General features: G+C 44.2%; 28 protein-coding genes and 1 tRNA gene. 13 read left to right on the forward strand and 16 right to left on the reverse strand.

Going from position 1 to position 26617, the window contains the following annotated elements:
• Nucleotides 1–30: 30 nt before the first annotated feature.
• Nucleotides 31–1041: a tyrosine-type recombinase/integrase gene (locus HYN46_RS05840; protein ID WP_407640772.1), complete on the forward strand. Its 1011-nt coding sequence runs from the start codon at nt 31–33 to the stop codon at nt 1039–1041.
• A 30-nt stretch (nt 1042–1071) separates the two neighbouring features.
• On the opposite strand, the gene HYN46_RS05845 is transcribed toward HYN46_RS05840, so the two are convergent.
• Entirely contained in the window at nt 1072–1917 is an 846-nt protein-coding gene (locus HYN46_RS05845) for a metal-dependent hydrolase (protein WP_114898506.1), read from the reverse strand.
• 416 nt (nt 1918–2333) lie between these two features.
• Between HYN46_RS05845 and HYN46_RS05850 the strand changes: the two genes are divergently transcribed.
• The gene (locus HYN46_RS05850) at nt 2334–3083 is read left to right on the forward strand and encodes an electron transfer flavoprotein subunit beta/FixA family protein (RefSeq protein WP_114898507.1); all 750 of its coding nucleotides are present in this window, start codon (nt 2334–2336) and stop codon (nt 3081–3083) included.
• Between the two features lie 130 nt (nt 3084–3213).
• Nucleotides 3214–4146 (forward strand): electron transfer flavoprotein subunit alpha/FixB family protein, encoded by a 933-nt coding sequence (locus HYN46_RS05855; protein WP_114898508.1) that lies wholly within the window; start codon nt 3214–3216, stop codon nt 4144–4146.
• Nucleotides 4147–4208: 62 nt separating this feature from the next.
• Here the strand turns inward: HYN46_RS05855 and HYN46_RS05860 are convergent, their stop codons facing one another.
• A complete protein-coding gene (locus tag HYN46_RS05860; protein ID WP_114898509.1) occupies nt 4209–5171 on the reverse strand; it encodes a hypothetical protein in 963 nt (320 codons plus the stop codon).
• 362 nt (nt 5172–5533) lie between these two features.
• On the opposite strand from HYN46_RS05860, the gene HYN46_RS05865 reads away from it, so the two are divergent.
• The 6 genes from HYN46_RS05865 (at nt 5534) to HYN46_RS05890 (ending at nt 10523) form a co-directional block, all read left to right on the forward strand.
• Nucleotides 5534–5610, forward strand: a tRNA-Ile gene (locus HYN46_RS05865).
• A 320-nt stretch (nt 5611–5930) separates the two neighbouring features.
• Nucleotides 5931–6392, forward strand: a complete 462-nt coding sequence (locus HYN46_RS05870) for a hypothetical protein (protein ID WP_162818097.1) — start codon at nt 5931–5933, stop codon at nt 6390–6392.
• A gap of 46 nt (nt 6393–6438) precedes the next feature.
• Nucleotides 6439–6768 carry a calcium-binding protein gene (locus tag HYN46_RS05875; RefSeq protein WP_162818098.1) on the forward strand — a complete coding sequence of 110 codons (330 nt, stop codon included), beginning with the start codon at nt 6439–6441 and terminating at the stop codon, nt 6766–6768.
• A 236-nt stretch (nt 6769–7004) separates the two neighbouring features.
• A complete protein-coding gene (locus HYN46_RS05880) occupies nt 7005–8381 on the forward strand; it encodes an aspartate aminotransferase family protein (protein WP_114898512.1) in 1377 nt (458 codons plus the stop codon).
• A 113-nt stretch (nt 8382–8494) separates the two neighbouring features.
• The gene (locus HYN46_RS05885) at nt 8495–9574 is read left to right on the forward strand and encodes a GNAT family N-acetyltransferase (RefSeq protein WP_114898513.1); all 1080 of its coding nucleotides are present in this window, start codon (nt 8495–8497) and stop codon (nt 9572–9574) included.
• A 31-nt stretch (nt 9575–9605) separates the two neighbouring features.
• Nucleotides 9606–10523 carry an arginase family protein gene (locus HYN46_RS05890; RefSeq protein WP_210009403.1) on the forward strand — a complete coding sequence of 306 codons (918 nt, stop codon included), beginning with the start codon at nt 9606–9608 and terminating at the stop codon, nt 10521–10523.
• Between the two features lie 12 nt (nt 10524–10535).
• On the opposite strand, the gene HYN46_RS05895 is transcribed toward HYN46_RS05890, so the two are convergent.
• The 8 genes from HYN46_RS05895 to HYN46_RS05930 form a co-directional block, all read right to left on the reverse strand.
• Entirely contained in the window at nt 10536–10940 is a 405-nt protein-coding gene (locus HYN46_RS05895; RefSeq protein WP_114898515.1) for a DMT family transporter, read from the reverse strand.
• Nucleotides 10937–11299, reverse strand: coding sequence for an EamA family transporter (locus tag HYN46_RS05900; RefSeq protein ID WP_114898516.1), 363 nt, complete (start codon nt 11297–11299; stop codon nt 10937–10939). Before HYN46_RS05900 ends, HYN46_RS05895 begins: the two co-directional genes overlap by 4 nt.
• The gene (locus HYN46_RS05905) at nt 11296–12162 is read right to left on the reverse strand and encodes an alpha/beta hydrolase (RefSeq protein WP_114898517.1); all 867 of its coding nucleotides are present in this window, start codon (nt 12160–12162) and stop codon (nt 11296–11298) included. The genes HYN46_RS05900 and HYN46_RS05905 overlap by 4 nt, the downstream gene beginning before the upstream one ends.
• 54 nt (nt 12163–12216) lie before the next feature.
• The gene (locus HYN46_RS05910; RefSeq protein ID WP_210009409.1) at nt 12217–13002 is read right to left on the reverse strand and encodes an MtnX-like HAD-IB family phosphatase; all 786 of its coding nucleotides are present in this window, start codon (nt 13000–13002) and stop codon (nt 12217–12219) included.
• On the reverse strand, nt 12995–13867 hold the full coding sequence (locus tag HYN46_RS05915; RefSeq protein WP_162818099.1) for an HlyD family secretion protein: 873 nt from the start codon (nt 13865–13867) through the stop codon (nt 12995–12997). Before HYN46_RS05915 ends, HYN46_RS05910 begins: the two co-directional genes overlap by 8 nt.
• A gap of 86 nt (nt 13868–13953) precedes the next feature.
• The gene (locus HYN46_RS05920) at nt 13954–14733 is read right to left on the reverse strand and encodes an ABC transporter ATP-binding protein (RefSeq protein WP_114898519.1); all 780 of its coding nucleotides are present in this window, start codon (nt 14731–14733) and stop codon (nt 13954–13956) included.
• Nucleotides 14734–14743: 10 nt separating this feature from the next.
• A complete protein-coding gene (locus tag HYN46_RS05925) occupies nt 14744–15862 on the reverse strand; it encodes an ABC transporter permease (protein ID WP_114898520.1) in 1119 nt (372 codons plus the stop codon).
• A 2-nt stretch (nt 15863–15864) separates the two neighbouring features.
• A complete protein-coding gene (locus HYN46_RS05930; protein WP_114898521.1) occupies nt 15865–17385 on the reverse strand; it encodes an efflux transporter outer membrane subunit in 1521 nt (506 codons plus the stop codon).
• A 276-nt stretch (nt 17386–17661) separates the two neighbouring features.
• Between HYN46_RS05930 and HYN46_RS05935 the strand changes: the two genes are divergently transcribed.
• Nucleotides 17662–18363, forward strand: a complete 702-nt coding sequence (locus HYN46_RS05935; protein WP_114898522.1) for a response regulator transcription factor — start codon at nt 17662–17664, stop codon at nt 18361–18363.
• A 35-nt stretch (nt 18364–18398) separates the two neighbouring features.
• Nucleotides 18399–19559 carry a sensor histidine kinase gene (locus HYN46_RS05940; protein ID WP_162818100.1) on the forward strand — a complete coding sequence of 387 codons (1161 nt, stop codon included), beginning with the start codon at nt 18399–18401 and terminating at the stop codon, nt 19557–19559.
• 80 nt (nt 19560–19639) lie between these two features.
• Here HYN46_RS05940 and HYN46_RS05945 read toward each other — a convergent pair whose 3' ends face one another.
• Nucleotides 19640–20518 (reverse strand): metal-dependent hydrolase, encoded by an 879-nt coding sequence (locus HYN46_RS05945; protein ID WP_114898524.1) that lies wholly within the window; start codon nt 20516–20518, stop codon nt 19640–19642.
• 186 nt (nt 20519–20704) lie between these two features.
• Between HYN46_RS05945 and HYN46_RS05950 the strand changes: the two genes are divergently transcribed.
• Nucleotides 20705–21328 carry a TetR/AcrR family transcriptional regulator gene (locus HYN46_RS05950; protein WP_210009413.1) on the forward strand — a complete coding sequence of 208 codons (624 nt, stop codon included), beginning with the start codon at nt 20705–20707 and terminating at the stop codon, nt 21326–21328.
• A gap of 58 nt (nt 21329–21386) precedes the next feature.
• On the opposite strand, the gene HYN46_RS05955 is transcribed toward HYN46_RS05950, so the two are convergent.
• The 5 genes from HYN46_RS05955 to HYN46_RS05975 form a co-directional block, all read right to left on the reverse strand.
• Nucleotides 21387–22508: an acyl-CoA dehydrogenase family protein gene (locus HYN46_RS05955; protein WP_114900640.1), complete on the reverse strand. Its 1122-nt coding sequence runs from the start codon at nt 22506–22508 to the stop codon at nt 21387–21389.
• Nucleotides 22509–22570: 62 nt separating this feature from the next.
• Nucleotides 22571–23401: an SDR family NAD(P)-dependent oxidoreductase gene (locus tag HYN46_RS05960; RefSeq protein ID WP_210009415.1), complete on the reverse strand. Its 831-nt coding sequence runs from the start codon at nt 23399–23401 to the stop codon at nt 22571–22573.
• Nucleotides 23402–23433: 32 nt separating this feature from the next.
• Entirely contained in the window at nt 23434–23847 is a 414-nt protein-coding gene (locus HYN46_RS05965; protein ID WP_114898526.1) for a MaoC family dehydratase, read from the reverse strand.
• Nucleotides 23848–23857: 10 nt separating this feature from the next.
• Nucleotides 23858–24301, reverse strand: coding sequence for a MaoC family dehydratase N-terminal domain-containing protein (locus tag HYN46_RS05970; protein ID WP_114898527.1), 444 nt, complete (start codon nt 24299–24301; stop codon nt 23858–23860).
• 26 nt (nt 24302–24327) lie between these two features.
• On the reverse strand, nt 24328–25512 hold the full coding sequence (locus tag HYN46_RS05975) for a lipid-transfer protein (protein WP_114898528.1): 1185 nt from the start codon (nt 25510–25512) through the stop codon (nt 24328–24330).
• A gap of 182 nt (nt 25513–25694) precedes the next feature.
• Here HYN46_RS05975 and HYN46_RS05980 point away from each other — a divergent pair, with 182 nt between their 5' ends.
• Entirely contained in the window at nt 25695–26336 is a 642-nt protein-coding gene (locus HYN46_RS05980; RefSeq protein WP_114898529.1) for a TetR/AcrR family transcriptional regulator, read from the forward strand.
• Nucleotides 26337–26617 lie beyond the last annotated feature (281 nt).

The following is a 26617-nucleotide window of genomic DNA, read 5'->3' on the forward strand; positions in this document are numbered from 1 at the left end:
CTCCCTCGTATGCAGGAATGGTAATCAGCGATGAGCGTTCAGTCTTTGATTAATCCGTCCATGTCAGATACGCAGTTTCTGACTCAGTGGCTATCTGGCTTAATGACTCAGCAACGTTCGCCCAATACGCTCAAGGCATATCAACGCGATGTCAGCAAATTATTGGCTTTTTTGCAATTTGAGCAAAGCAATACGATACACGCAAAAAAAAATAAGTTACATGAAACTAATGTTGAAAAAATAGATCTTTTGGAAGATAGCCATTATTTTAAAGTACTGGATCGCCTTGCAATTACGCGATTTGCAGGATTTCGTATGGAGGAAGGGGGGATTTCCTCTTCGAGTTTACAGCGAGAGTTGTCGGCAATACGTCATTTTGCAGGGTGGTTGGTTGAACATGGCGTTCTGACTCAGAACCCCGCCCAAGACTTTAGTATTCAACGGCCACCTAGACCTCTACCCAGTGTTATGGATGCAGAAGTACTTCAACAGCTTCTTGAACAGCAAGCACCAGTTGATCGCGATGAAGCAAGGCTTTGGGTTAGGGATCGGGCTATTCTGGAGCTTTTATACAGTAGTGGGCTACGTCTTTCTGAACTTGCCGATTTAACCTTACCCATGTTGGATCTAGGGCAAAAACTTGTTACGGTAACGGGGAAGGGGCGTAAGACACGTATATTACCTATTGGTTCTAAAGCACTTACTGCACTACAGGAGTGGTTACCACATCGTCATCTTTGGGCTGCTGAAGGGGTGTTACATGTTTTTGTAAGCGAGCAGCGGGGTGAAAAATTACATCCGCGAACCATTGAGCGACGTGTCAGCCATCAAGCGCTACGTGCTGGTATCGCTCAACATCTTCATCCTCATTTGCTTCGCCACTGTTTCGCCTCCCATTTATTAGCAGGAAGTGGGGATTTGCGTGCAGTACAAGAGTTGTTAGGTCATGCCAATATCAGCACAACCCAAATTTATACCCACCTTGATTTTGAGCATCTCACCAAAGTATACGATCAGGCTCATCCGAGGGCGAGGAAGTAATCTTCGACGTCATCAGGCATCATTCACGTCTTAACTTGCAAACAATACTCCACGCCATTCATTAGCGATTGCATTGCTGTCATGCTGATTGGGGTGAAAATCATTTTTATAATAATCCAGATAAGCAGGCAGGAGTGTTTTTGCCATTACTTTTAATTGCTGGAAAGCAAGCCAATGCTGCTTAAATTGAAGTCGACCTTCTTTGTCATTGAGCAATAACTTCCCAGTGATATAACTAATTCGGGAAATGAACGTTGTGGTGATGATACGCATAGTCCTTTTACGAACGACCTCATCATTGAAAACCTCGCGATAGACATCAAACGCAACAGCCTTATGCTCTGTTTCTTCCAGAGCGTGCCACATCCATAAGTGTGCAGCATCTGGATGAAGTTGCTTGTGGAAGTCATCATGTTCGAGTAAGTATTGGGCAATGATCGCGGTAAAATGCTCTAGCGCACAGGTGACGGCCAGCTGTTGTTTCGGAGTCAGTACCCCTTTGATTTGCTCTACTTTTTCGTATTCAGAATCAATAATCGGCTGTACATCCAGACCGATGCGCTTCGCGAAGTCATTAAAATCTTCATGCGCGTGACTGTGCATAGCCTCTTGCCCAATGAATGCAGAAACATCAGACTTTAGCGTTGCAGTTTTTACCTGATCTCTGACATTACGTACGCTATGAACGAAAAAGCGCTCACCATTCGGGAAGGTGAGAGAAAGGGCTGTAAGTAAGTGAGATAGCAGTGGATTATTGTTGAAATAATATTTGGGGAGTTGAGCAAAGTTGAATTCTGGGCGACGCACAGTAATGGGGTGATGTGAGGCGTTATCGAAGCCTTGAGTAGTATTAGTCGTATGCGCTGTACTTTGCATGTTCAGTTGCTCCTCATTCTGTAATCAGCGTTCAGTTGTTTTATTGATATGGAACTTAGACACTATTTGTTGACATGGGAAGTTGTCACTATATTGCTTATCCTGCTATGGACAATGCTTATTGTCAATTTAAAAGTTGATTTTTTTAGTCATAACCGAGTGTTCATCAGGGCAGAATTACGGTTTGCCACAGAATTTTACTGATTAGACATCAATTCGGCTTGACCTTGAGGCGCTCAAATAGCAATATACTGCGCACTCTAATATTTAGGCTGATCTTTTTTAACTAGGCTTTCAACTCCGCTTAAAAAAGTGAAGTCCGTCGAAAGAAAAAGTAATAAAGCTCAAAAGTTCGATTTTTTACATCGTACTTCCAAAATTTTTGAATATATCCACTAGCCAAGCCGAGGAATTTTATGAAGGCTCTTGTTGCTGTCAAACGTGTTGTCGATTACAACGTTAAAGTTCGTGTTAAAGCGGATAAAACGGGCGTCGATTTAACCAACGTCAAAATGTCGATCAATCCATTCTGCGAAATCGCAGTTGAAGAAGCCGTACGCCTCAAAGAAAAAGGCGTAGTGACTGAAATCGTTGTGGTTTCTGTTGGCCCAACTGCTGCACAAGAGCAAATTCGCTCTGCGATGGCACTCGGTGCAGACCGCGGTATTTTGGTTCAAACTGATGATGCAGTAGGTCCTTTGGCGGTTGCTAAAATCCTGAAAGCGATTGCTGATCAAGAACAACCTCAAATCATCCTGCTCGGTAAACAAGCAATCGATGATGACAACAACCAAGCTGGCCAAATGCTGGCTGCGTTGATGGGTGTAGGTCAAGGTACTTTTGCATCAAAAGTGACTGTTGAAGGCACTTCATTGAAAGTTGAGCGTGAAGTTGACGGCGGCGCACAAGTGGTTGATTTGACACTTCCTGCGATTGTGACTACTGACTTGCGCTTGAACGAGCCACGTTATGCAGCATTGCCTAACATTATGAAAGCACGTAAAAAACCACTGGAAACCAAAACTCCAGCAGATTATGGCGTGAACACTGCTCCAACGGTTAAAACTCTGAAAGTTGAGCCACCAGCAGAGCGTAAAGCGGGCATTAAAGTGAAGTCGGTCGATGAGTTGATCGAAAAACTTAAAAACGAAGCTAAAGTCATCTAATTCGATCTGAATTAAGGCTTTATTAAGTTTTAAGTGCTTTATTTTACTTAGATTCTAAATATATAGATTCTAATCACACAGATTTTAAACAAATGCTACAAAACGCATTCCGTTTTATAGGAGTTTTAACATGGCTATTTTGGTTTACGCCGAACATGATAATGTCAGCCTAAAACCTGCAACGCTGAACGTCGTTGCAGCTGCTCAAGCCATTGGTGGCGATGTGCATATCTTGGTTGCAGGTCAAGGCGCTCAAGCAGCAGCTGATGCCGCAGCACAAGTTGCAGGTGTTTCTAAAGTTCTTTTGGCTGATAACGCCACTTATGCGCATCAATTGGCTGAAAACGTAAGCTTGCTCGTTGCAAACGTTGGTAAGGCTTATACCCATATCCTTGCTGCAGCAACCTCTAATGGCAAGAACTTTATGCCACGCGTAGCGGCATTGCTTGATGTCAGTCAAATTTCTGACATTATCAAAGTGATCTCTCCTGATACCTTTGAACGTCCAATCTATGCAGGTAATGCGATTGCGACAGTACAAAGCTCTGATTCAATCAAGGTCATCACCGTACGTGGTACAGGTTTTGATCCAGTTGCTGCAACTGGTGGCTCTGCTGCGATTGAAGCGGTTGCTGAAGCAGATGACTTGGGCAAATCAAAATTTGTAAGTGAAGAGCTTGCAAAATCTGAACGTCCAGAACTGACTGCTGCACGTATCGTTGTTTCAGGTGGTCGTGGTATGGCGAATGGCGAAAACTTCGAGAAAGTTTTGGTTCCACTCGTAGACAAACTTGGCGCAGCAATGGGTGCGTCACGTGCTGCTGTTGACGCAGGCTTTGTACCAAACGATCTTCAAGTTGGTCAAACTGGTAAAATCGTTGCACCTGATCTGTATGTTGCCGTCGGTATCTCTGGTGCGATCCAGCATTTGGCTGGTATGAAAGATTCTAAAGTGATCGTTGCGATCAACAAAGATGAAGAAGCGCCGATCGGTACAGTTGCAGATTACTTCTTGGTTGGTGACTTGTTCCAAGTCGTTCCAGAACTGACCAGCAAGCTGTAATTTTTGCTGAGTGAGCGTCAAAAAAGCCCTGAAATTTTCAGGGCTTTTTTTTTGTAGGATATTTAATCCTTGTCCTTATTAATCCCTACTTGTACTTCCAATCGCCCCGGCTGTACACGTAAACCACGGACTTCAAATTGATTCACCAACTGCTGCATGAGCTCTTTGCTTTCACGCAAAATATTTAAGCCAGGTAATACACTAAAATCACTGAGGCTGAGAAGTTTATCCAGCATCCAAGAGCGATTATTTAAAAAGTCGATAAAACCTGCTTTGTCTAGATCGATATACCAAACGCGATAGCCTTCTTGCTGAATACCCGGAATATCACGAATGATGTGGTTGATCAAAGAGGGGATTGGTAAGCTATTAATCACATCAAACGCTTTACTGCTGATCTTACGGGCAGCCCAGTTGGTCAATACATTGGCATCACGTAATTGCACATCAAGGCTTTCATCGACTTGACGCAAACGCAGAAACTTCTCTTTACTGATTTCGCATTCCAGTACGTTAAAGTCAAGTCTAAGCGTATACAGCGCTCGTTTGTAATGACCAATAATTTTTATGCTTAAACGATCATCGCCGCAGTCGACTGTAATATCGTCAATGTCTGAGTTTTTTTCGATGCGTTTGCGAATTTGTTTATTCAGGAGGAGTTCGGGTAGTGGGAGTGTCAGTGTGGTATTGCCCAAAAATGTACGTGCCATGAGTAAGGCAACGTCACGTGCTGTTTCACTGGTTCCGGATACAACGCCACGCATCGTATCCGTAGTAAAGTTTGCAGCGCCAACAACGCCACGTGCTGCGCCTGAGGCGACGACATCAACAACACTCATTGCAGCATCCTTGGCATCACCCACAACGCCGACAAAGTCACGGGTGGCATCGGAAGCCATATCCGCAACATCACGTGCATGTTTGAGGGTATGGTCAAGTAGGCTTTTACGGCGTGATTTTTTCTCTGTTATGCTTGGATCTGAGTGATCGCTATTTAATTGACGCGTTGAATCATATTCACTCATATCGGCTCTCCCTAGGTATTGCGATAGCAATCATTCTGCTCAGTGTATTTTTTTATGCTTACTCATTTTTGAGTATAGGCGAAGTTGACTTGTGATCTATACTATATCCAGAATAGCACGGGCTTGAATGACCATATGTATGAAAATGCATTGCTATTTTTATGTTTTTTGGTCAGATGAACTTGAAAACCTGAAGCATGATCGGCTAATGCTACAAATCGTTTGAAGATGTACAAAGATTCAGCAAATGGATAGGCTGCCTTTGTTCTTTTAGCTCACATCGTGTAGACTTCGGATCGGTTTTAGATGGCTTAAATGCGCCGCTAGATCCTATAGTTTTAAGTAAATTGCTTTACAAATATGGGCCTGTAGCTCAGTTGGTTAGAGCAGCGGACTCATAATCCGTTGGTCCACAGTTCAAGTCTGTGCAGGCCCACCATATTATAGATGTTTAAAATAAAGCCTTTGCGTAATTGCGAAGGCTTTTTTATTGTCTGAAAAAGTTCGGATTATTACTCTTTTAATTTTTATCAATAGCGACATCAGTTGATTTGCTCAGATTTCGTCAGGGGCGGGTTCTAAGTGTCACAATACAATCATCAAAAAATCGATATAAATAGGAAACCAATACTATGTTGGTTGTTTAAATCAGAGAGGGTAAGGCGATGCCGAGAGCAGTTGGATAAAATAGCAGCAAAGAATTAAACGATAATTTATAGAGGATGACAACGATGAGTTTTGTGGAAAAATGGGGTTCTGATGAAATCTCAGCACACTATGCCGAACGTTATGAACGTGAGATTCCAAAAGAAATACAAAAAAAAACATAACTATGTTTATCCAGATAAATTGTATTTGTGCCCCTCTTTTGTTGATGAAGAAAGAGATATGGCATTGCTATTAATCAATAATTTGATTGCTAGTCCCGGTGAAGACCATGCCGCAGCGTACGCTTTCTTTGTTGGTCAAGAGATTGTTTTATTACAAGGGGATAATAAGGGACTTTTTTGTGATTTTGAGACTAAAAAAGGAGGGTTCTTGTATTTGATTTTACCCTATGAAACACCTGCAAGTTTAAAAGGTCAAGAAACTTATCTCAGACAGTTGATTACCGAAGCATTTATTTGCTTAGGTCAAAGTAAAAGTAATCAATTTATTACCTATGATCATATCGAGGTTTTGTTTGATCAACAATATACGCCACGAAATTCCCCACGTTAAATTTGAATTTAAAGTAAATTTCATTTCAGTGTTTTGCAATATTGTGGTGAATGATACAACCGCAGGGAATCAGGATATTTTGCAACTCGGCAGTGACATTCGTGCTGATCAGCTCTGGTTCCGCCACGTTGGATCGGATCTAGAGGTGACAGTGATTGGTACCAGTAACTCCGCGACCATCAAAAACTGGTATGCAGGAAATCAATACCATGTTGAATTGTTCAAGTCTGGGGACGGTAAGACCTTAATTGATTCGCAAGTGCAGAACTTAGTGAGTGCTATGGCAAGCATGTCACCACCAGCGGTAGGACAAATTAACTTATCTCCTAGTGATCAAGCCACGCTGAATCCTGTGTTTGCGTCGAACTGGGCTTAAGTTCTTTAATTAAATTATAAAAAACCACCTATTAGGGTGGTTTTTTATATCTAAACATAGAATTTACTAAAGATTACTTATGCTTAACCATTCAGTCCATTTCTTCAAATTAAAACCATGTCTCCACAATGTCTCCATGATTCATGCACTGTAGGGCAAGTTAATTATCAGAAAATTTCAATCAGAAAATTACAGATGCATGCGTAATTCAATATCGTGTTCTGATTGAGGTTTTTATGTCTAAAAATGCCCAGCTACTCGCTGATGAGGCCAAGTATTGTTCTTTTGGAGATACTGTTCATTACGTTGATCCACCAAAGATTTTTGAAAATAGTGGCGGTAGTTATTTATACGATGAAAATGGTACGCCTTATCTCGATTTGCAAATGTGGTATTCCGCAGTCAATTTCGGCTATAAAAATGAACGTCTCAATAATGTGTTGAAGCGCCAAATTGATCTTCTTCCTCAAGTCGCTAGCCAATATCTGCACCCGACCAAAATCGAATTAGCCAAAGTCATTGCCGAAGATATGAAAAGCAAATTTGGCATGGATGGTCGGATTCATTTCAACGTGGGTGGTTCGCAGTCTATCGAAGATTCTCTTAAGATTGTCCGTAATGCTTCCAATGGCAAGAGCTTAATGTTTGCATTTGAGGGTGGTTATCACGGCCGGACTCTGGGTGCTTCTGCAATTACATCGAGCTATCGCTATCGCCGCCGCTTTGGACATTTTGGTGATCGTGCACATTTTGTGCCTTTTCCATATCCTTTCCGTCGTCCTAAAGGCATGACTGCGGAAGAATATGGTGATTTCTGTGTCAAAGATTTTGCTCGTTTATTTGAAACTGAATACAACGGTGTTTGGGATCCAAAAACCAAACAAGCTGAATACGCTGCATTCTATGTTGAGCCGATTCAAGGAACCGGTGGATACGTGATTCCGCCACGTAATTTCTTCAAAGGCTTGAAGCAAGTGCTTGATCAACATGGCGTACTGCTTGTTGTTGATGAAATTCAAATGGGCTTTTATCGCACTGGTAAATTGTGGTCGATTGAACATTTTGATGTGAAGCCTGATGTGCTCGTTTTTGCCAAAGCATTGACCAATGGTATGAATCCATTGGGCGGGCTATGGGCGCGTGAAGAGTTGATCAACCCAACAATCTTCCCGCCGGGTTCAACCCATTCCACCTTTGCCTCAAATCCACTGGGAACGGCACTTGGCCTCGAAGTCATGAAAATGACACGTGAAATCGACTTTGAAAGCATGGTTATGGCCAGTGGAGCTTATTTCCTTGAAGGTTTGCAAGAGCTGCAAAAGCGTCATAAAGAAATTGGTGATGTAGATGGCTTAGGCCTCGCCCTGCGCGCAGAAATCTGTATGGAAGATGGCTTTGCGCCAAACCGTGAGCTCCTCGATAAGATGGTTCATATCGGCTTATCCGGTGACCTTGATTGGGAAGGCAAGAAAATGGGTCTGGTGTTGGATGTTGGTGGCTATTACAAAAACGTCATTACGTTTGCACCATCACTCTATATAACCCGTGCTGAAATTGATCAAGGCATAGCACTGCTTGATCAATTACTGACCCGCGCGAAACGTGAAATGTAATGGTAATGGATTAAAGAATAGTGCTAATCGATTGATTGGCACTGTTTAAATGAGGGAGAGTGCTGATCAGGCTTCTCCCTTTTACCCATGTTCTAGCGGATAGGTCACTTCTTATGCATTTCTTAAATCAGCTAGAACCCAATGGGTTGATTCAACATTTCTTAGATCATCCGCCGCAAGACTTTAAAGTCCTACAACAAGAGAAGAGTGGAGCGCCATTATTCTTTGCTCATTTTGATTTGCTGACGACGCTAGATTTATCTCTACGTCAGAAAATTGCCAAAATTCCATTTTATCGCTATTGGTCGCAGTTACTTAAACCATACACCTGCTTTATGGGAACTACCGTTTCTGAGTATGTGCCGCTGTCTAAATCAGTCTCTGCAAGTGACTTGGTTTTACAGATGAAAGATCAGCATGCCGCGCATTTCCCTTTTCTAATTATTAAAGATATTCCTCAGCAGTCACCGTTGTTGACAGCACAAGATAACGATTATGCTGCGAACCTCATGTCGGCTTGTATTGGTGCAAAATTTGTCAGGGTTGAAGGACAGGCTCTAGCATGGGTCAAAATAGATTTTGATTCGACAGCGGATTATTTGAATCGTCTTTCAAGTAGTCGCCGCAGAAATATTCGTCGTAAACTCAGGTCTCGTCAAGATTTGACCGTAGATTGTATTCAATCCGGAGACCGTCAATTTTTGGATTCTGATCTGATTGATGAGTATTACCGACTGTATCTCAATGTGTATGAACAGAGTGAGATTCATTTTGACTTATTGAGCCGTGATTTTTTTGAAGCAGTATTACAAGATAGTCAGCTAAATGGCGTCATTTTCACTTATCGAAAATCTGGACAATTGATTGCCTTCAATATTTGTTTCGTAGAGAACAACACTTTGGTGGATAAATATATTGGCCTGCTTTATCCCGAGGCAAGGCAATGTAATATCTATACGGTTAGTTGGTTTGAGAACTTGCAATATGCATTGGATCACGGGTTAACACGTTATATTGCGGGATGGACTGATCCTGAGATAAAAGCTGAGCTGGGTGCTCAGTTTACGTGGACACAGCATGCGGTATTTATTCGTAATCCTCTTTTACGCGGCTTACTCAATGCGTTGTCTTCTTATTTTGAAGGTGACCGCCAATGGTTTGAGCATCACGAATTATTGATTGCACAGAAATAATCCATAAAACAGTAATAAGTTAAATGAGTGCATGATGAGTAAAAACGAGTTGGATTTGACGCGGCCTTTGGTTTTGGATTTTGATCATGCCGTGGGTCCATTTACTGATGAAAATCGTATCGATTTATTCGACTGGCAAGAGCGTGTTCGCTTTGGATGTGGTCTTTCGACGTTTAGCCAATTGAGTGAGTACCTTGATCATCAACTACCAGAAGCCTATGGTACGGTATTTATGGGGAGTGGGGATTATCATCACGTCACCTTAGCGCTACTTGAGCGATTGAGAGGTGTCTATTCCAAAGCTGATCCCATTGATGTGGTTGTCTTTGATAATCATCCAGATAATATGCGTTTTCCTTTTGGCGTGCATTGCGGTTCTTGGGTCAAGCATGTCGCAAAGCTGCCCTTTGTTCAGCATATCCATGTGATTGGAATTACGTCATCAGATATTGGTGCTGCACATGCATGGGAGAACTATTTAGCGCCGCTTTATCAGCATAAGGTCAGTTATTGGTGTCTGGATGTGGAGGTGAGTTGGGCAAAATATGTCGGTCTGGCGCATGCCTTTCATCGGTTTGAAAGTGCGGATGCATTGGTTAAAGCGTTTATCTCACATCATAATGCACGCGCTGATTCTTCGCGTCCGATTTATCTCAGCATTGATAAAGATGTGTTTGCACCAGAAGTCGCTCAAACAAACTGGGATCAGGGTGTTTTACTGGAAGCGCATGTCATGCGGATTATTGCGGCGCTGGAGGGAAACATCATTGGTAGTGATGTGACAGGTGAGATTTCATCATGGCAGTATACAACCTGGTGGAAGCGCTGGATGAGTTCGATGGATGGTCAAGAGCTTCCAGAGTTAGCAGATGTCCAGCGCCGGCAATTGCAGCATCATGCCTTAAATGACCGCTTGCAGGTAGCCTTGAGCAAGGCTACTCGGGTCTAATCATGGGGTTAATCAGTTGACCTTGATGGGGTCTACTTGATGATCTTCATTTTTAGACTCGCTAACAGCAAGGCAAACAATTCCACATAGAATAAGTCCTGCTCCCGCTAGCTGTACAAGACTTAAATGCTCGTTGAATAGCCAATGCGAACAAAACATAACGCTGATGACATCCAAATGGGACGCTGCAAAGGCCGGACCAATGGGTGCCTTCTTGAGTAATGTCAGCCACATGAAAAACGCCCCTAAATAACCGATCAAGGCAATGTATATCCACGGTTGACTGAGGATTCTTAGTAGCCACTCAGTGCTTGCGACAAGAGGAAGGGCATGAATAGCAGTATATTTTAAGCCGAGCTGGGCCAAGGTATCGAATCCCATCAGCAACAAGAATCCAATCACATAAAAACGTTTCATGACGCAAGCCCCACTAGAGCCACGCCGCAAGTGACCAGCAATACGCCGATCACACGCATTGGTGTCAAATGCTCGGTAAAGAAATAACGCCCTGCCAAGAGGATCACGACAATATTGATAGATCCGAGCAATACGCCTTGTGAAAGCGGGACTAGAGATAAAAATGCAATCCAGACAACGAATTCAATCACATAGCAGAGGATACCAAACCAAAGCCAAGGTTGTTGAAAGACGGTCATCCAATAGTGTCGACCAACAGCCTCTGAGTGGGGTTGGCGTGCAGCGGCTTTAAAGGATAACTGTCCTGTGGTGTCGAGAATGATGTTACTAAGCCAGAGTACAAGGGTGAGATAGCTCATGCGGCAACCTGATCAGGATTGACTTGAACAGACTTTTCTGCAATCGCTTTAAAGTACGTCACGCTATGATCAATGACTTTTTTATATTCACGATCAATGGTGATGAGATGGTAGCTATCTTCGAGTAGCACGAGTTGGCTTTCCGCACTAATTTTTTTCTGGACCAGAAGAGAGTTACTGACGTTCGCAACATCGTCTTCGCTGGCATGGATTAATAAGCAGGGCGCTGTAACATTAGGGAGCTGATGACGGACTAACGCAGACAATTTGAGCATTTCTGCCAATGCAGGGTAAGGATTACCAGCGAGTCCTGCTGCTGCACTATCGCCACTAAACATACTGGCAGCAACACGTGCACGGAGACGTTCATCCTTCAGACCATAAGGAGGTTGTTCGATGAAAATACCGTTCTGAAATACATTAAATTTTTTAAACCAAATCAATAAAAAATTGAGATAGCGTGCATAACGGGGGATACTCCAGCCATCATAACGGAATGTTGGGCCATAAACGCCTACGCCCGCAATCAGCTTAGGCTGATCTGCAGCCAGTTTTAACGCAAGAAGCGCACCCATGGATAAGCCTGCTACAAAGACATGGTCAACCTTCTCTTTCAGTTGCTTGGCTGCTACTTCTACACTGGCATACCAATCCTGCCATGAGGTTTGATTTAAATCTGCCACATCACCGCAGTGACCAGCCAGTTGCATGCCGTACACGGTAAAGCCTGCTCGATTCAATCCTTTGCCCACCATTTTCATTTCATTTGGAGTGCCGGTTAAGCCATGAATAAGGAGTACGCCAATGCGTCCACAATCTTTGAGCGCATGCCCTTCAAAAAAATATTCATTGCTTTGGATCATATGGCTTACCTAATGTGTTTTGAAAAATATTTGGGTTCATCAGTTTTTTAGCATTCACCCTGATGATGATGCAGTTGATGGGGGCGTTGATTTAGAAGCTTCTGCAGACTCAGCTGATAAAATTTCAGGGAGTAATGCAATGGCATCATTAAAATTTTGGATGTGATAGTGGGTGATGCGTTCTTCGCGGCAATAATCGATCAGCTTGTCTTTCGCAAGGACCAAATCAACGCGATTTGAAACACAAAAGTCGGAGCTTCCATCTCCGATATAAAGAATCCGTTGTGAGGTGAGTTGCGGTGTGATTTTGACATTGGCAGCACGTGCACATTTGCAATTGCCGCTCGCTTTTAAACACTGGTCATCCGCATAGGGGAATGCCAGAGACCAGCGGTTATCCTGCTCTTCAATGAGTCGATTGGCAAAAACGGGTAAATGCTCCAAACCATTGCGTTTCAAAATAAATTCAATCGCGGAATCTAAACCATCACTCACAATCTGTGTAGCGATGCCATAGCGATTTGCTAGTGCGACGAAGTCTTTAAAATTCGGATCAATTTCTATCTCTGCGAGCTGTCGATAGAGCGTTTCATGGCTCACATCGAGTAAGGCAATTTGAGCACCCATGCATTCGCGTGAACCAATTTGACCATCTAGCCAATCTTGCTCTAGGGCTTGCCAGCCCATCATGCCGAAGTTTTCAAGGAGAACGTCAGTGGTGTCTTCAAGGCTAATCGTGCCATCAAAATCACAAAGAATAATCCATGGGGACACTGTCTTGTCCTGCATGATGGCTTTGCTCAAGTGGGGATAATTTTTAGGGTTAAATAATTTAGTCATAAAATTTCACCAAGACGTTTTGACCGATTAATAAATGCTGTGATTGCAGTTGTTGCTCTGCCGAAGAGTCCAGAGTGAGTAAACAGACAATGACACGATTATTTTGTTGGATCGCGTCGCTGTTCAGATGTGTTGGTTCGTAGACCTTACCGATCTGCGTCACATGCGCAGTAATCGGTGTGATCTTTGATGTGGTTGAAGCGCTGTCTGGCAATAAGCCGGCTCTCATGCCTATTTTTATTTTAGGAATAAAACTTTCATTCACTTCAGCGCGGATAATGATTGGATGTTTAGGCAGGAGTGTGAACGCGACCCTCTGTTCAGCGGTCAATACGCTGCCCGGTTGTACGAATACCTTAATCACTTCGGCATCCTGCGGAGCTCGAAGTGTGCGTTTTTGTAAAGCATATTCTGCTTCAGCCACTTTCTGCTCTGCGATGTGAGTTGCTGCTAGAGCAACGCTATTTTCGGCTTGCGCTTGCTGTGCAGCTTGTGTGGCATCATCGGCTTGTTGCTGTTGTGCAATTCCTAATGCAGCAGCTTTTTGCAAGCGTTTGGCTGAAAGTGCTGTGGCGGGTAAATGAATAGCCTGAGCTGTTTGTTGAGCTTTAGCTTGTTCTAATGCAGCTTGTGCTTGCGAGACAGCAAGGCGATCAGCTTGATTGTCGAGCTGCGCTAACACCTGTCCGTGCTTGACTATGTCTCCAACATGAACATTGACTTGACTGAATACAGCATTTTCGGGAGCGATGATATCAAGGAGTCCGCCTTCCACATCAACTTTACCGCGTGCCATCGCCACATAGTCTGTTACAGGCGAAGTTGCGGCTGTGGTGCTGCTGTCTTGATCATGGCAAGCGGTCAATATAAACGTGCTTGCGAACACCAACAGTATCGAAGAAGATCGAACAGTTTTTTTGAGTTTAGAGTTTATAGAGTGCAATTTTTTTATCATAAAGACCAGTCCGGCATGGGGGTCGACGAGGAGTGGTTTTGGAGTTGGTCTACGGTACGCCAGTCGCGATGGATAGCGCCGTCTTCCATTTCAAGTATACGATCCGCATGTTGAATCAGGCGGTGATCATGACTGACGCACAATACAGTCGCTCCTCTTTGATGGGCGATCCGGCGTAAAATATTAATGACCACTTGTCCGCTTGCCGCATCAAGTGCACTTGTAGGCTCATCTGCGAATAGAAACTTAGGCTGTTTCGCTAGGGCACGTGCAATCGCGACACGTTGTTTTTCTCCGCCCGAAAGTGCAGAGGGGCGCTGATGGACCCGATGTCCGAGCCCAACCTCATGTAGCGCTTCAAGCGCACGCGCGCGGCATTGTGCTGGTGTTAAACCTAAATAGCCCAGTGGAAGTTCTATTTGCTCGCAGGCAGTGAGAGCAGGAAACAGATTAAAACCTTGAAAAATAAAACCCGTATGATGCAGTCTGAAATATTCAAGTTCACGTTTGGTCGATCTACTGAGCTCTTGATCTAAAGCCCAGGTTTTGCCCTGATCTGGATGTTGTAATCCGCTTAGAATAGACAGCAACGTACTTTTTCCACACCCTGATGGCCCTGAAATGAGCGTCAACTCATTAGGAAGAATGGCGAGGGAAAGATTGGAGAGAATTTGGATACTGACCAATCCTGAGGTAAAGGATTTGCTGATCTTATCTGCGATTAAACTTGGCTTCGCTATAGAGCTAGATGGATGAGTCGGGGATAGGATAGTCATTTTTTTTTTCCTATCGCATCAAAATTGCAGGGTCGGCACGCAGCAAACCTGACATAGCGATCAAACCTGAAACCAATGCGAGTCCCAGTACCAAGCCGATGCAAACCACAGCCACGAGGGGTGTCATTCCAATTGGAACATCGAATTGTTGTGCCGTTACAAGTAACACGGCGCTAATTACTCCACCTACAATCATGCCGAATCCGCCAATCCACGCCGCTTGTGCAAGAACGACACGACGGAGTGCGTTGATGCCAGCCCCCAGAGCGTTGAGCGTTGCGTACTCACGTGCGGAAGAGACTACAACTGCAGTCAGGGCTTGACTGGCTATAACAGCACCGACTAAAAATACGATTGCAGCTAAAAACAGGACTGCTGCACCTGCGCCAGTGTCCAGCATCCAATAGCGCTGTGAACGCCAAGCAAAATCTTCGGCGCTCCACAGTTCATAAGGCCCAAACGTTGCGTGATCACTTAAGCGCTGAATTACCGGTGCAATCTGATCTTGGTGAAGCACTCGCGCAATGAGGTATGTCGTCCCCGAATTGTTCAACATTTGAGCGGTTTGTTCAGAAGCAATGACATTGACCCCACCAAGTGCACGAAGCCCAGCAATAGTGGCAACGACATGAACCTTTTTGCCATCAATCCATGCATCATCGCCCACCACCACACCTAGCGTATCGATATCGGCGCGATCAACAATAACTGCATTAGGCTCCAATAAACGTTGACGTAAATCGGGTGGAAGAATGTGATCAAACATCATGCCATTGGACTGTGCATTGATACCTGTTAAATAAATGGAAACACCACCTTGCCCCTGAGCCGCACGCCAATCACCATCGACCCAGAACACGGGTTCTACCTGAGAGATCTCGGTGTCCATACGCAATAACATTTCAATATCGCGATTAATTGATCGCCCTAAACTGACACTTTGGGTACCGGGATATCCAACCCAAATATCAGCTGAGGAAGCATTGACGTAAATGGCGGCACTGCCAAAGATACCCAGGACTAAAGCGGCCTGCATAACTAAAAGCACGCCTGCAAAGCCAATGGCTAAAATGGCAGGTACAAAACGAGACCACTCACGGAAAAGTGTTTTACGAGCAAGGGCAACCATGTTTAGCCCCCCAGTCTAGATAAGGGAAGGGGGGCATCCTTGCTCAGATTGCTTGATTTACCAAGAGGAGGAGCTGGATCATAGATTGGTGCACCGCCCAATGCTTTATACATGGTGATGTATGCCAGAGCATGGTCTTTATTAATTTCTGCCAGTTCGAGTTGGGTCTGCAGTAACGACTGTTGATCATCTAGCATGTCCAGCTTGCTTGCGAGTCCAAGACTGGTCAGTGATTGCCGCGCTGCCAACACATGTTGTGCGGTATGAGTCATTTTGATTTGTTCAAGTGTGCGTTGCCTTTGTGCATTCACACTTGCAATGGAAGACTCGACTTCGTGTACCGCTTCCAGAACCGTTTGGCGATATGAGAATACTGCGGCATTTAATTCAGCACCTTGTGCTTCAGCTTTTGCCTTACGTTGTCCCCAATCAAAGAGCGGGATATCGATTTCAGGGCCAAACGATCCTACACCATGCACACTGCTGTTATGGAATGAAAACTTTCCAAGTAGCTGAACTGAATACATATATGACCCTGCGATGCTGATCGATGGATAGCGCTGAGCTTTGGCAACACCGAGTTGTCCTGCAGCTTGAAGGACGGAAGCTTCTGCTTGCTGAATATCGGGTCGAATACGAATCAAGTCTGCGGGAATACTTTCAATAGAAAAATCTGCAATGACAGGCAGCGTAGTGGGTTGAACCAATGTGGGATCGCCTATGTCTCGTCCTTGTAGTAATGCCAATTGTTCGATTGCTTGATCAATTTCCGATTGTTTTTCAAGGCGTAATTTGATTTGATGGGATTGATTTGATTGAAGTGCTAATAGTGAGTTACTCGTGCTTAATCCCAGTTCAATACGTTGTTGGCCGAGAGAAATTTGTTGTTGTATTTGATCAATCATTTGATTGAGGAGGAGTACTTGCTGTTGAGCAGTACGGAGTGCAACCCATGCGCGAACTACCTCTGCGACTAGCGATACTCGAGCCATTTGGGTTTGTGCCTCTACGCTGACAAGCTCGCTTTGAGCAATTTGTTGTGAAGCTGCTCGTTTTCCAAATAGCCCTAGCTCCCACGTACTATCTACTCCAGCACGAAAGTAGCTTGTTGTTGCACTGGGTGAGGGTAAGTCATCGGTCCTTAAGTGCAAATCTGGCAGAAATTTATTTGGGCTGTTCTCTGTGAGTATTCTTGCCGCACGGATATGCTCGCGTGCTGCTGCTAATGTGAGGTTTTGTTTGAGCGATTGATCAATGAGTACATCTAAATCAGGCGCATGGAATGATTTCCACCATGCATGTAAATCTGGTGCGGGAAGTTTGGCTTCTGGAATTTGGTGTTGCCAGTGCTCTGGCAAATGTTGGGTTAAATCTGGAGGCGTATTATGGGCACAAGCCGTGAGCAACATAACTGAAAATACAAGTGCTGTGCGTGCAAATAGCGTTGATCCATATCGCTGTCTCAATAACGGCGATTTAGTTTTCACCCGTATCGTGGCGAGCTCAGAAGGATGTGGATTCATGAGTGAATCTTTGCAGCGCAAACTTTAGTAATGATTAAGGAAATGTGGAGATTTGATGAATCTCACTAAATGGTTAGCTATATTTCATTCATTAAAAAATTTTACTTGCTTCGACATCACAACATAAATTAAGGTCTTAAAAGCGTTGCTTCTTTTGCATCATTTCAATACGACATCATTGTGCTGAGCATGGCACTATAGATCATGTTTGATAGAGTGGGAAAGCAGTATCATGATGATTTCTAATACGCAAAAAATGTTATGCAGAGAATTCAGATGACTAATCAAGACCAATTAATTCTAATTATTGAAGATGAACCTGAGATTGCTGAGATATTACAAATGTATTTACAGCATGAAGGTTTTAAAACTGAACATGTCAGCAATGGTCGACATGGCTTGCAATCTTGGCGGCAAATCAATCCAGATCTGATTTTATTAGATATTCGTATACCTGGTCCGGATGGTTTGGATATATTGCAAACAATTCGCGGGGTCAGTAATGTCCCTATCATTATGTTGACCGCATTGACTGATGATATTAATAAATTATTAAGCCTACGATTAGGCGCAGATGATTATATTGCAAAACCTTTTAATCCTGCGGAGTTGATTGCACGAATCAGGACGGTACTTAGACGCAGTAATAAGTCAGTTGCTACGGATAAGTTATTACGCGTTGGACGTTTAACCATTAATCAGGATTCCTATACCGCACTTTTTATCGATGATAAAGGTGCTTCTCAAGAGCTGCCCCTGACATTGACAGAGTTCCGCTTATTAGTACATTTTGCACAGCAGCCAAAGCGTTGTTTTACACGTTTAGATTTGATTGATGCATGTTTACCAGAGAGCGATGCGTTGGATCGTGTCATTGACTCTCATTTAAGCAAGTTACGTCGAAAACTCAGCGATGTCGGTGGCTCTGACCTGATTCAAACTGTGCGGGGTGTTGGCTATCGGTTATTTGCAGAATAACCAGATTAAAAAATGATGAGAAGGTAGTGTTTGCCATGGCTGGAAGACTCGAGAAAACATGGATTCGCCTTGGCATATACATGACATTGTTCGTTTTAGTCACGATCAGTGTTTTTGTGATCAGTGTAGAGATTCGTGAGCAATTACAGTTTAGAGATTTCTTGGCTCAGTTTCCTGCTGATAAGCGTGCCGAAGTGGCGAGAAGTGTTATTTCTCCTGATCAGAGTAGTCCTGAGCTTTGTGCTTATCTCACCCAGTTTGCGATGGATGGTTCTGACGGTTTATCGGGGAATAGTGAGTTATTACCTTTAATTTTAGGGCTGATCATTAGCCTTTTAGCAGGGCTTGGACTTGCATTTGTATTAACACGGATGTTTATTCGACCAGTAGCGTCAATTGCTGAAGCGGCCAGTATGATTGCAGCTGGCGATCTTACTGTACGGGCGCAAATATTGACGGGAAATAATGAACTCGCCAATATGATTGCCAATTTCAATCAAATGGCAAGCTCGATTGAAGATTTAGAACGAGAGCGCAAAGCAACTGCAGCGGCTATTTCTCACGAGTTACGTACGCCACTAACCATCTTAAATGGGCGATTACATGCACTGTGTGATGGGGTCATTCCGCCCAGTGCAGCAGAGCATCGTAAATTGCTAGAGCAAACCCAGCATTTAGTGCGCTTAGTCGAAGATGTACATACTCTGGGACTTGATAATGCTGAGAAACTAACCTTGTATTGTGTCGAGTCTGACTTGGCTGAACTTGTTCGTGACTTTGCCCCTAATTATGCCGATCGCGCTTTAGAAAGTGGGGTGACGCTGGTGGTCAATGTACAAAGCGCAAGGGTGTTTGCGGATCGAGATCGTATCAATCAGATCATTTCTAATTTGGTTGAGAATGCTCTTCGCTACGCAAAAAATGGTAAGCGTGTAGAACTGAATGTTTACCCAGAGACTGACTCTGCAATATTTGAGGTTCGGGATCACGGTGCGGGACTACCTCAAGGTATGAGTGAGCGTATTTTTGATCCTTTCTATCGTTTGGATCAGTCGCGCTCGCGGGCAACAGGAGGTTCAGGGCTAGGTCTAGCGGTTGTGCGCAGTCTGGTAGAGCAGCATCAAGGTGTGATATCTGCCTATAATCATCCCGAAGGTGGTGCTGTTTTTCGGGTGATATTGCCTCTTTTTCTATAGGGTATTTTAAATAAAGAAACACCGCAGTTTGCGGTGTTTTTTTTATTCATTCATAAGAAAGCTTTAAATAAAGAGGCTAATCATGACGGTTTATATTCAGACAGAGACAAATTTCGTTTCCAGTCGCTTAGTAAGCGAATCGTATTGTGATCGTTTGGGTGGAAACTTGGTTTGAAGTAATCTAAAAAGTGCGGTATCGCTTTAATAAATAAACCATTAATGCCGTAAAATGTATTTGCAACTTTCAGCCAATACTTTGGCGCTAACTTGCCATCTTTCTGAAGTAGACGCGCTGTAAAATAGCTTTGCGTGCCGAGGATCAATGTGGTTGCCATTAAGATGCCCACGATACGCAATACATAGGCACTCCCTTTATCAGTGCCGTAGATGTTTTTGTAGACATCATAAGCTACTGCTTTATGCTCAGTTTCTTCAACACAATGCCATAGCCATAACTTAAGCATTACAGGATCACCAGCCATCATGCTTTGGAATTTTGGATTGTTGAGAACCTGCTCTGCAAGCAGTGCCGTAAAGTGCTCCAATGCACAAGTAGCCGCAAGGTCAATCATTTCGATGGGTGCGAAGGGGGTAAGGATTTTTCTTGCGCTGAGCACTGTAGCGGTGAAAGCCTCCATCCACTCGATATCTTTATAGCCAAATTCACTCGCGTGCATATTGAGTGCATGATGTTCTTTGGAGTGCATCGCTTCTTGACCAATGAAAGCACTGATTTGTGCTTGCAAGTCGACATTGTCTGCAATTTTAGGGTTCTTACGAACGGCGCGCACGCTGTCCACAAAGAAACGTTCACCGACCGGAAATAAAGCGGATAGGGCCGTCATAAAGTGGGTTAAACCCGCATCATTATTAAACCAATATTGTTTGGTTTCCGCAAAATCAAAATCCATACGGCGCACGGGAAAACGATTTCTGGATAAATCTGGGATACTAGTCATGATGATAATCCTGCAGTCTGATATAGAAGGATATGCCTATAAAGTGCGCTCAATTTGGCAGAAATGCTATAGTCATTTTGATCAAATTTATTAAAGCAGGCTCTATATATACGTGTTTTGTCATTGACGTTAACGATGTCTAGATGAGAGTATATTCTGAATAATTATTCAGATTCAATTCAGGTTATGATCCGCAGACAACCGCAGCAAAAACGTGCCAAAGTATCGGTAGATGCCATCATTGAGGCAGGGTTTATTTCAATTGCCAAACATGGAATTTTGCATACAACAACCGTTCACATTGCTGATATTGCAGGAATAAGCCCAGGAACGTTGTACCAGTATTTTTCTAATAAGGAAGCTGTGTATGAAGCCATGGAGCGTCATTTTATTGATGATATTCTTACGATGCTCAATGCGATTACACCTGAGCTTATTCAGATGGATGTCAGAGGTGCTACTACGCTTATACTGAATACCTTCACAGAAATGCTACTCAAAGAGGATGGCCGCTATTTGAAATACAGCCGTCAAACAATGCACCTGTTAGATCCTCATCTGTCCAATTACATCAAGGAAATCGAGAAGAAACTGCAAGAAGTCATTATTCAATATGTAATGCATCATCCCGACCTCATGCGGATTCGTAATATTCCGACGTTTAGCTATATGGTGATCAATGGTGGCATTTTAATTATATTGAGATACTTAAGTGACCCTAACCCTTCTATCAGTTTTGAACAGTTGATTGAAGGGCTAGGAAATATGGCGGTCAGCTATATAGCGTCTGAAATACAGAACCAGCAGTGACTCTGTACTTCATGATGCTAAAAGACATCGACTGATATCGTGAGGGAAGGGCTCTACATTAGAGTGAGCGAGCAATGATCTCTTTCATAATTTCGCTGGCACCCCCATAGATCCGCTGAACGCGAGCATCTGCATACATCTGCGTAATCGGATATTCCAGCATATAGCCATAGCCGCCGAAGAACTGGAGACATTCGTCTATAATCGTACATTCAAGTTCGCTTAAGTTCAGCTTGACGATTGATGCCGTCACAGTATCAAGTTCATTGTCGATCATACGCTGAATACATTCATCGACAAAAGCGCGTGCCATGACGGCTTGAGCTTTGGCGTCCGCAAGTTTAAAACGTGTATTTTGCATCTCTAGTAAAGGCTTACCGAAGGCTTTGCGTTCTTTGGTATAGGTTACCGTCAAGTCTATTGCACGTTCTATACTGGCCATTGCCCCAATCCCCAGCATGAGGCGTTCATAAGGCAGCTCACTCATCAGATGGGCAAAGCCTTTTCCTTCAATACCCCCTAATAGGTTTTCTACAGGGACGCGAACTTCATCAAAGAACAATTCACAGGTGTCTTGCCCCTTTTGTCCCAACTTTTCAAGAATGCGCCCGACTTTGAAACCTTTTACCTCTTTGGCTTCGACCATGATCAACGAGATGCCCTTGGCACCGGCTTCAGGATCAGTTTTGGTGACCACAACGATCAGATCTGCAAGATAACCATTTGAGATAAATATCTTGGAGCCGCTAATGACATAGTCGTCGCCATCTCTTACCGCACGAGTACGAATGCCTTGTAGATCAGATCCTGCACCGGGCTCAGACATGGCAATTGCGCCAATCATCTCGCCAGAGGCGAGCAAGGGGAGATATTTTGCTTTCTGGGCATCTGTTCCTTGATTAAGGATGTAATGGGCTGCAATGGCATGCACATGTGCACCAAAGGCACGATCACCAGCATAAGCCAACTCTTCAAAAAGAATCGCCATATGCGCAAAGTTACCACCACTACCGCCAAACTCATCAGGGACATCCGCTAACAAGATACCCAATTCACCTGCTTTATTCCACAGGTTGCGGTCAACGTGCTGCTGCTTAGCCCATTTTTCATCATGCGCTGCAATTTCGGTTTGTACAAAACGACGGACACTGTCGCGATACATTTCCAGATCTGAGTCCATCCAGCGTTTTTTTTGCGTATTCAAAATCTTTACTCCTAATTAAAAAGTGATTTATCTATGTCTTAAGTTCCTGATAGACCGCCACCACAGACTAGGGTTTGTCCACTGATATAGTCAGATTCAGGGGTGCATAATAAGTAGACTGCATTCGCTGCTTCTTCTGGGGTGCCTGCACGACCCAGTGGAATAGAACGTTCAAAAGATTTGGCAAGATCAGGGTTGAGCCCAACTTTGATGTGACGACCTTCGATATCGACTGAGGCATTTGCGTCGGCTGTGGCTTCGGTCAAGCGTGTTTTGATAAAGCCAAATGCTACGCAGTTAACGTTGACTTTCATCCGTCCCCATTCTTTCGCCAGAGCAAGTGTCAAGCCGATAATGCCTGCTTTGCCCGCAGAGTAATTGGCTTGACCTGCATTGCCCCCAAGACCCGCGATGGATGAGATATTGACGACTTTACGAAACACTTCATGTCCTGCTTCGGCTTCAGCCTTGCTAAAGGCACGTATTATGGGCTGTGCCGCGCGAAGAATTTTGAATGGCGCCTTTAAATGCACATCCAAAATGGCATCCCATTGTTCATCTGACATTTTTTGGATGACGTTATCCCAAGTATATCCAGCGTTGTTTACGATAATGTCTAACCCTTGAAAGTGATCGATAGCCGTTTGTACAAAACGTTCCGCAAAACCTTCGGCGGTGACACTGCCTACGCAAGCGACGGCTTCACCACCTTCTAAGCGAATTGCTTCGACGACTTCAAGAGCGGGGGCTTCATCAAGGTCATTGACGACAACGCGTGCACCGTGACGTGCGAGCTTCAATGCAATCGCGCGGCCAATCCCGCGTCCTGACCCAGATACCAGTGCCACTTTGCCTGCAAGATTTTTCATAATATTCTCGTTATACCAGTCATTTTAAAAAGTTAGATTGCGATAAGCGCATCACCGATAATTTTCGTTTCACTATTTTGATTTGTGACATGTAACTCTATTTTGAGCAGTTGTTGACCATCGGACTCAAGCTTTTCAATTACTTTACCCGTGCAGAGCGGCGCATCTCCGAGATGAGTGATCCCCGCAAAGCGGGCATTGAATTGAACAATCTGTCGCTGAGGCACCCACTGGGTGAGCAAGCGACCAAGCCACGCCATCGAGAGCATGCCGTGTGCGAAAACATCGGGCATACCTGCTTGCTTAGCAAAATCAGAGTCAATGTGGATGGGGTTGTGATCGCCTGACGCCCCAGCAAATAGTGCCAATGTGGTTCTTGTAATAGGGGATAGTTGCAGTGGAGGTAGCGTGTCACCCACTTCAATGGTCCGATAATTTATAGACATGATTGATTCCTTATCCATTACGCTGAACAATGGTGTTTCTCAGATCTGCAACGTGTGCGCCATGTTGATTGGTGACTTTGATCTCTTTGATGATGAACTCTAGAGCGCCATTTTTTTTGTCATAAATATCAGCAATCCGAGATTCGAAGGTCAAGGTATCGCCTGCGCATGCTGGCGTGTGATAAGTAAACGATTGTTCGCCATGTAATATGCGTTCGAGGTTTAGCCCTAATTCATCCAGCCATCCAAATGCGCTGTCTTGTTCAAGATCAAGGCCGAAGAGAAACGTTGGTGGTACGGGTAATGAAGGATAGCCCGCTGCATGTGCCGCAGCCTCATCTGTATAGATGGGATCAGTTTCACCAATTGCTTTGGCAAAGAATCGCAAACGGCCTTTTTCGATTTCAATGGTATGGGGCGGAAAAACGCGACCGATGTGGTTTTTGCTAATCATGATCACTCCTCTCTATTGATCTTTTTTTATTGACGAGCATAAAGCGTCACGACACACGCACCGCCTAGACCGAGGTTGTGTTGCAATGCAAGGCGTGCGCCATCGACTTGACGAGCTTCGGCATTTCCTCGTAATTGTTGGGTGAGTTCATAGCATTGAGCCAAGCCTGTTGCCCCCAAAGGATGACCCTTAGAAAGTAACCCCCCAGAAGGATTCGTAACCACTTGTCCGCCGTAGGTATTATCGCCATCATTGATGAACTTTTCAGCACCACCGATTGGACATAATCCAAGACCTTCATAAGTAATGAGTTCATTGTGGGCAAAGCAGTCATGTAGCTCTAATACGTTGATGTCCGTTGGACCAACACTAGCAGCTTCATAAACCTGTTTGGCAGCCGCTGCGGTCATATCAAAACCAACCAGTTGCATCATGTCACGAGCCTCAAAGGTGCTCACGGTATCTGTCGTCATGGCTTGAGCCGCAATATACACATCGGTTCGCAGACCATGACGCTTTGCAAAGCGTTCAGAAACTAAAATTGCAGCCGCAGCACCGCAGGTCGGTGGGCATGCCATAAGGCGGGTCATCACGCCAGGCCACATGACAGGTGAGCACATTACCTCGTCTTCAGTGACTATTTTTCGAAATAGCGCGAGTGGATTGTTTACGGCATGGCGACTCGCCTTGGCTCGAATCTTGGCAAATGTTTCGAGTTTAGTTCCGTATTTATTCATATGAGACAAACCCGCTCCTCCAAACATACGAAGCGCCATGGGTACTTCTGCCATGCCGACGAGGTCATCCGTTAGGGCATTAAAATCAGTAAAGGGATTGGGGCGATCATGAAAAACTGAGCCCAGAGCACCGGGATTCATTTGCTCAAAACCTAAAGCCAAAACACAATCAGCGGCACCACTGGCGATTGCCTGTCGGGCTAGAAACAATGCAGTTGAGCCAGTTGAGCAATTATTATTGACGTTGATGACGGGGATGCCTGTCATTCCAAGTGGGTATAGTGCTTTTTGACCACTGGTTGAATCCCCATAAACGTAGCCGACATAGGCTTGTTGAATATCGGCGTAGTTGACTCCTGCATCTTTGAGTGCATGACGTCCTGCTTCTGTGCCCATGACATCATAAGCAGGCCCTACGCCTGGTTTACTAAAAGGGATCATGCCTACGCCTGCAACGAAAACTTTATGACTCATATGAAAACTCCTGATGCCAAGTCTCAGCACTATTTTTTGATGAGAGTTACGACCTATTTTGGTTTTATTTTAAAAAATAGGTCAGTTGACCTGTTGTTGTTCAAAATTATATAGGTCGGTTGACAGATTCGTCAATGACCCAGACAATCAGTACTTTCTAACGTTTTTGGTCAAGAACCTCTATGCATAACACAGTCATTGAGTCGTTGAAGAAGAAGGGCTCTGGTACGACAGGAAAAGGCGTTGAGCGGGCTCAGGCAATATTAAGTGCAGCACGAGAAATTTTTGCGACGGAAGGTTACGCGGGACTTTCAATGCGTAGTGTTGCTGCGCGCGTAAACGTGAGCCTAAGTACGGTACAGCACTATTATCAGGATAAAGACACGCTGGTTGAAGCAGTGCTGCTTTATATGATGGATGATTATCGTGTTGCGATTGAGCAATTAAGTGAAACGATGGTTGAGCAGACCAAACTTGAGCGTCTTATTGCAGCGATGGATTTGTTTCTTGCAGAGGTCCGACGTCCAGATGTAGCGGGTGTATTCATGGAGATTTGGTCATTGGCCAATCGTAATCCTGTTGCAGCAAAGATTCTGGATCGCGTTAGAGTACGCGAGCAAAAAGAATTTATGCGATTGATTGCTGGGCTGACGCCGCATTTAAGCGAGCTTGATTATGAGTTGCGTGCGGCGTTGATGATTGCGCAAATTGAAGGCTTAACGATTCAACTTTCAAGGCAAAGTTTTGGTCATTGGACACATGAGCAACTGGTTCTTGCCGCCCGTGATGCTTTGGTTCGCTTGGCGACATTGCCGATAAATTAACGCTTTAGTTTCAATTTAATTGTCGCACTTATCGGAATAAATTTGATTTATTAATTAAAAATCAGTATCTAAGAGCTGAGCCTGAGAGGCCATCATTGCCAAGCGATACATATTTTCCCTTCATTATTAATTTAGTTTGATTGATCGACTATAAATATTGCCTTGCCCCTCCTGCGATAAGAGTCTATCGATCGGATTAATAGAGGTTGCCGACAGACGAAGTTGGACGTAACTCGCTTTTGGCGGTGGTGGAGCAGATAATTCTGAAGAGATTAATAACC

The organism is Aquirhabdus parva (assembly GCF_003351745.1).
In the GTDB taxonomy this organism is placed as follows: Bacteria; Pseudomonadota; Gammaproteobacteria; order Pseudomonadales; family Moraxellaceae; genus Aquirhabdus; species Aquirhabdus parva.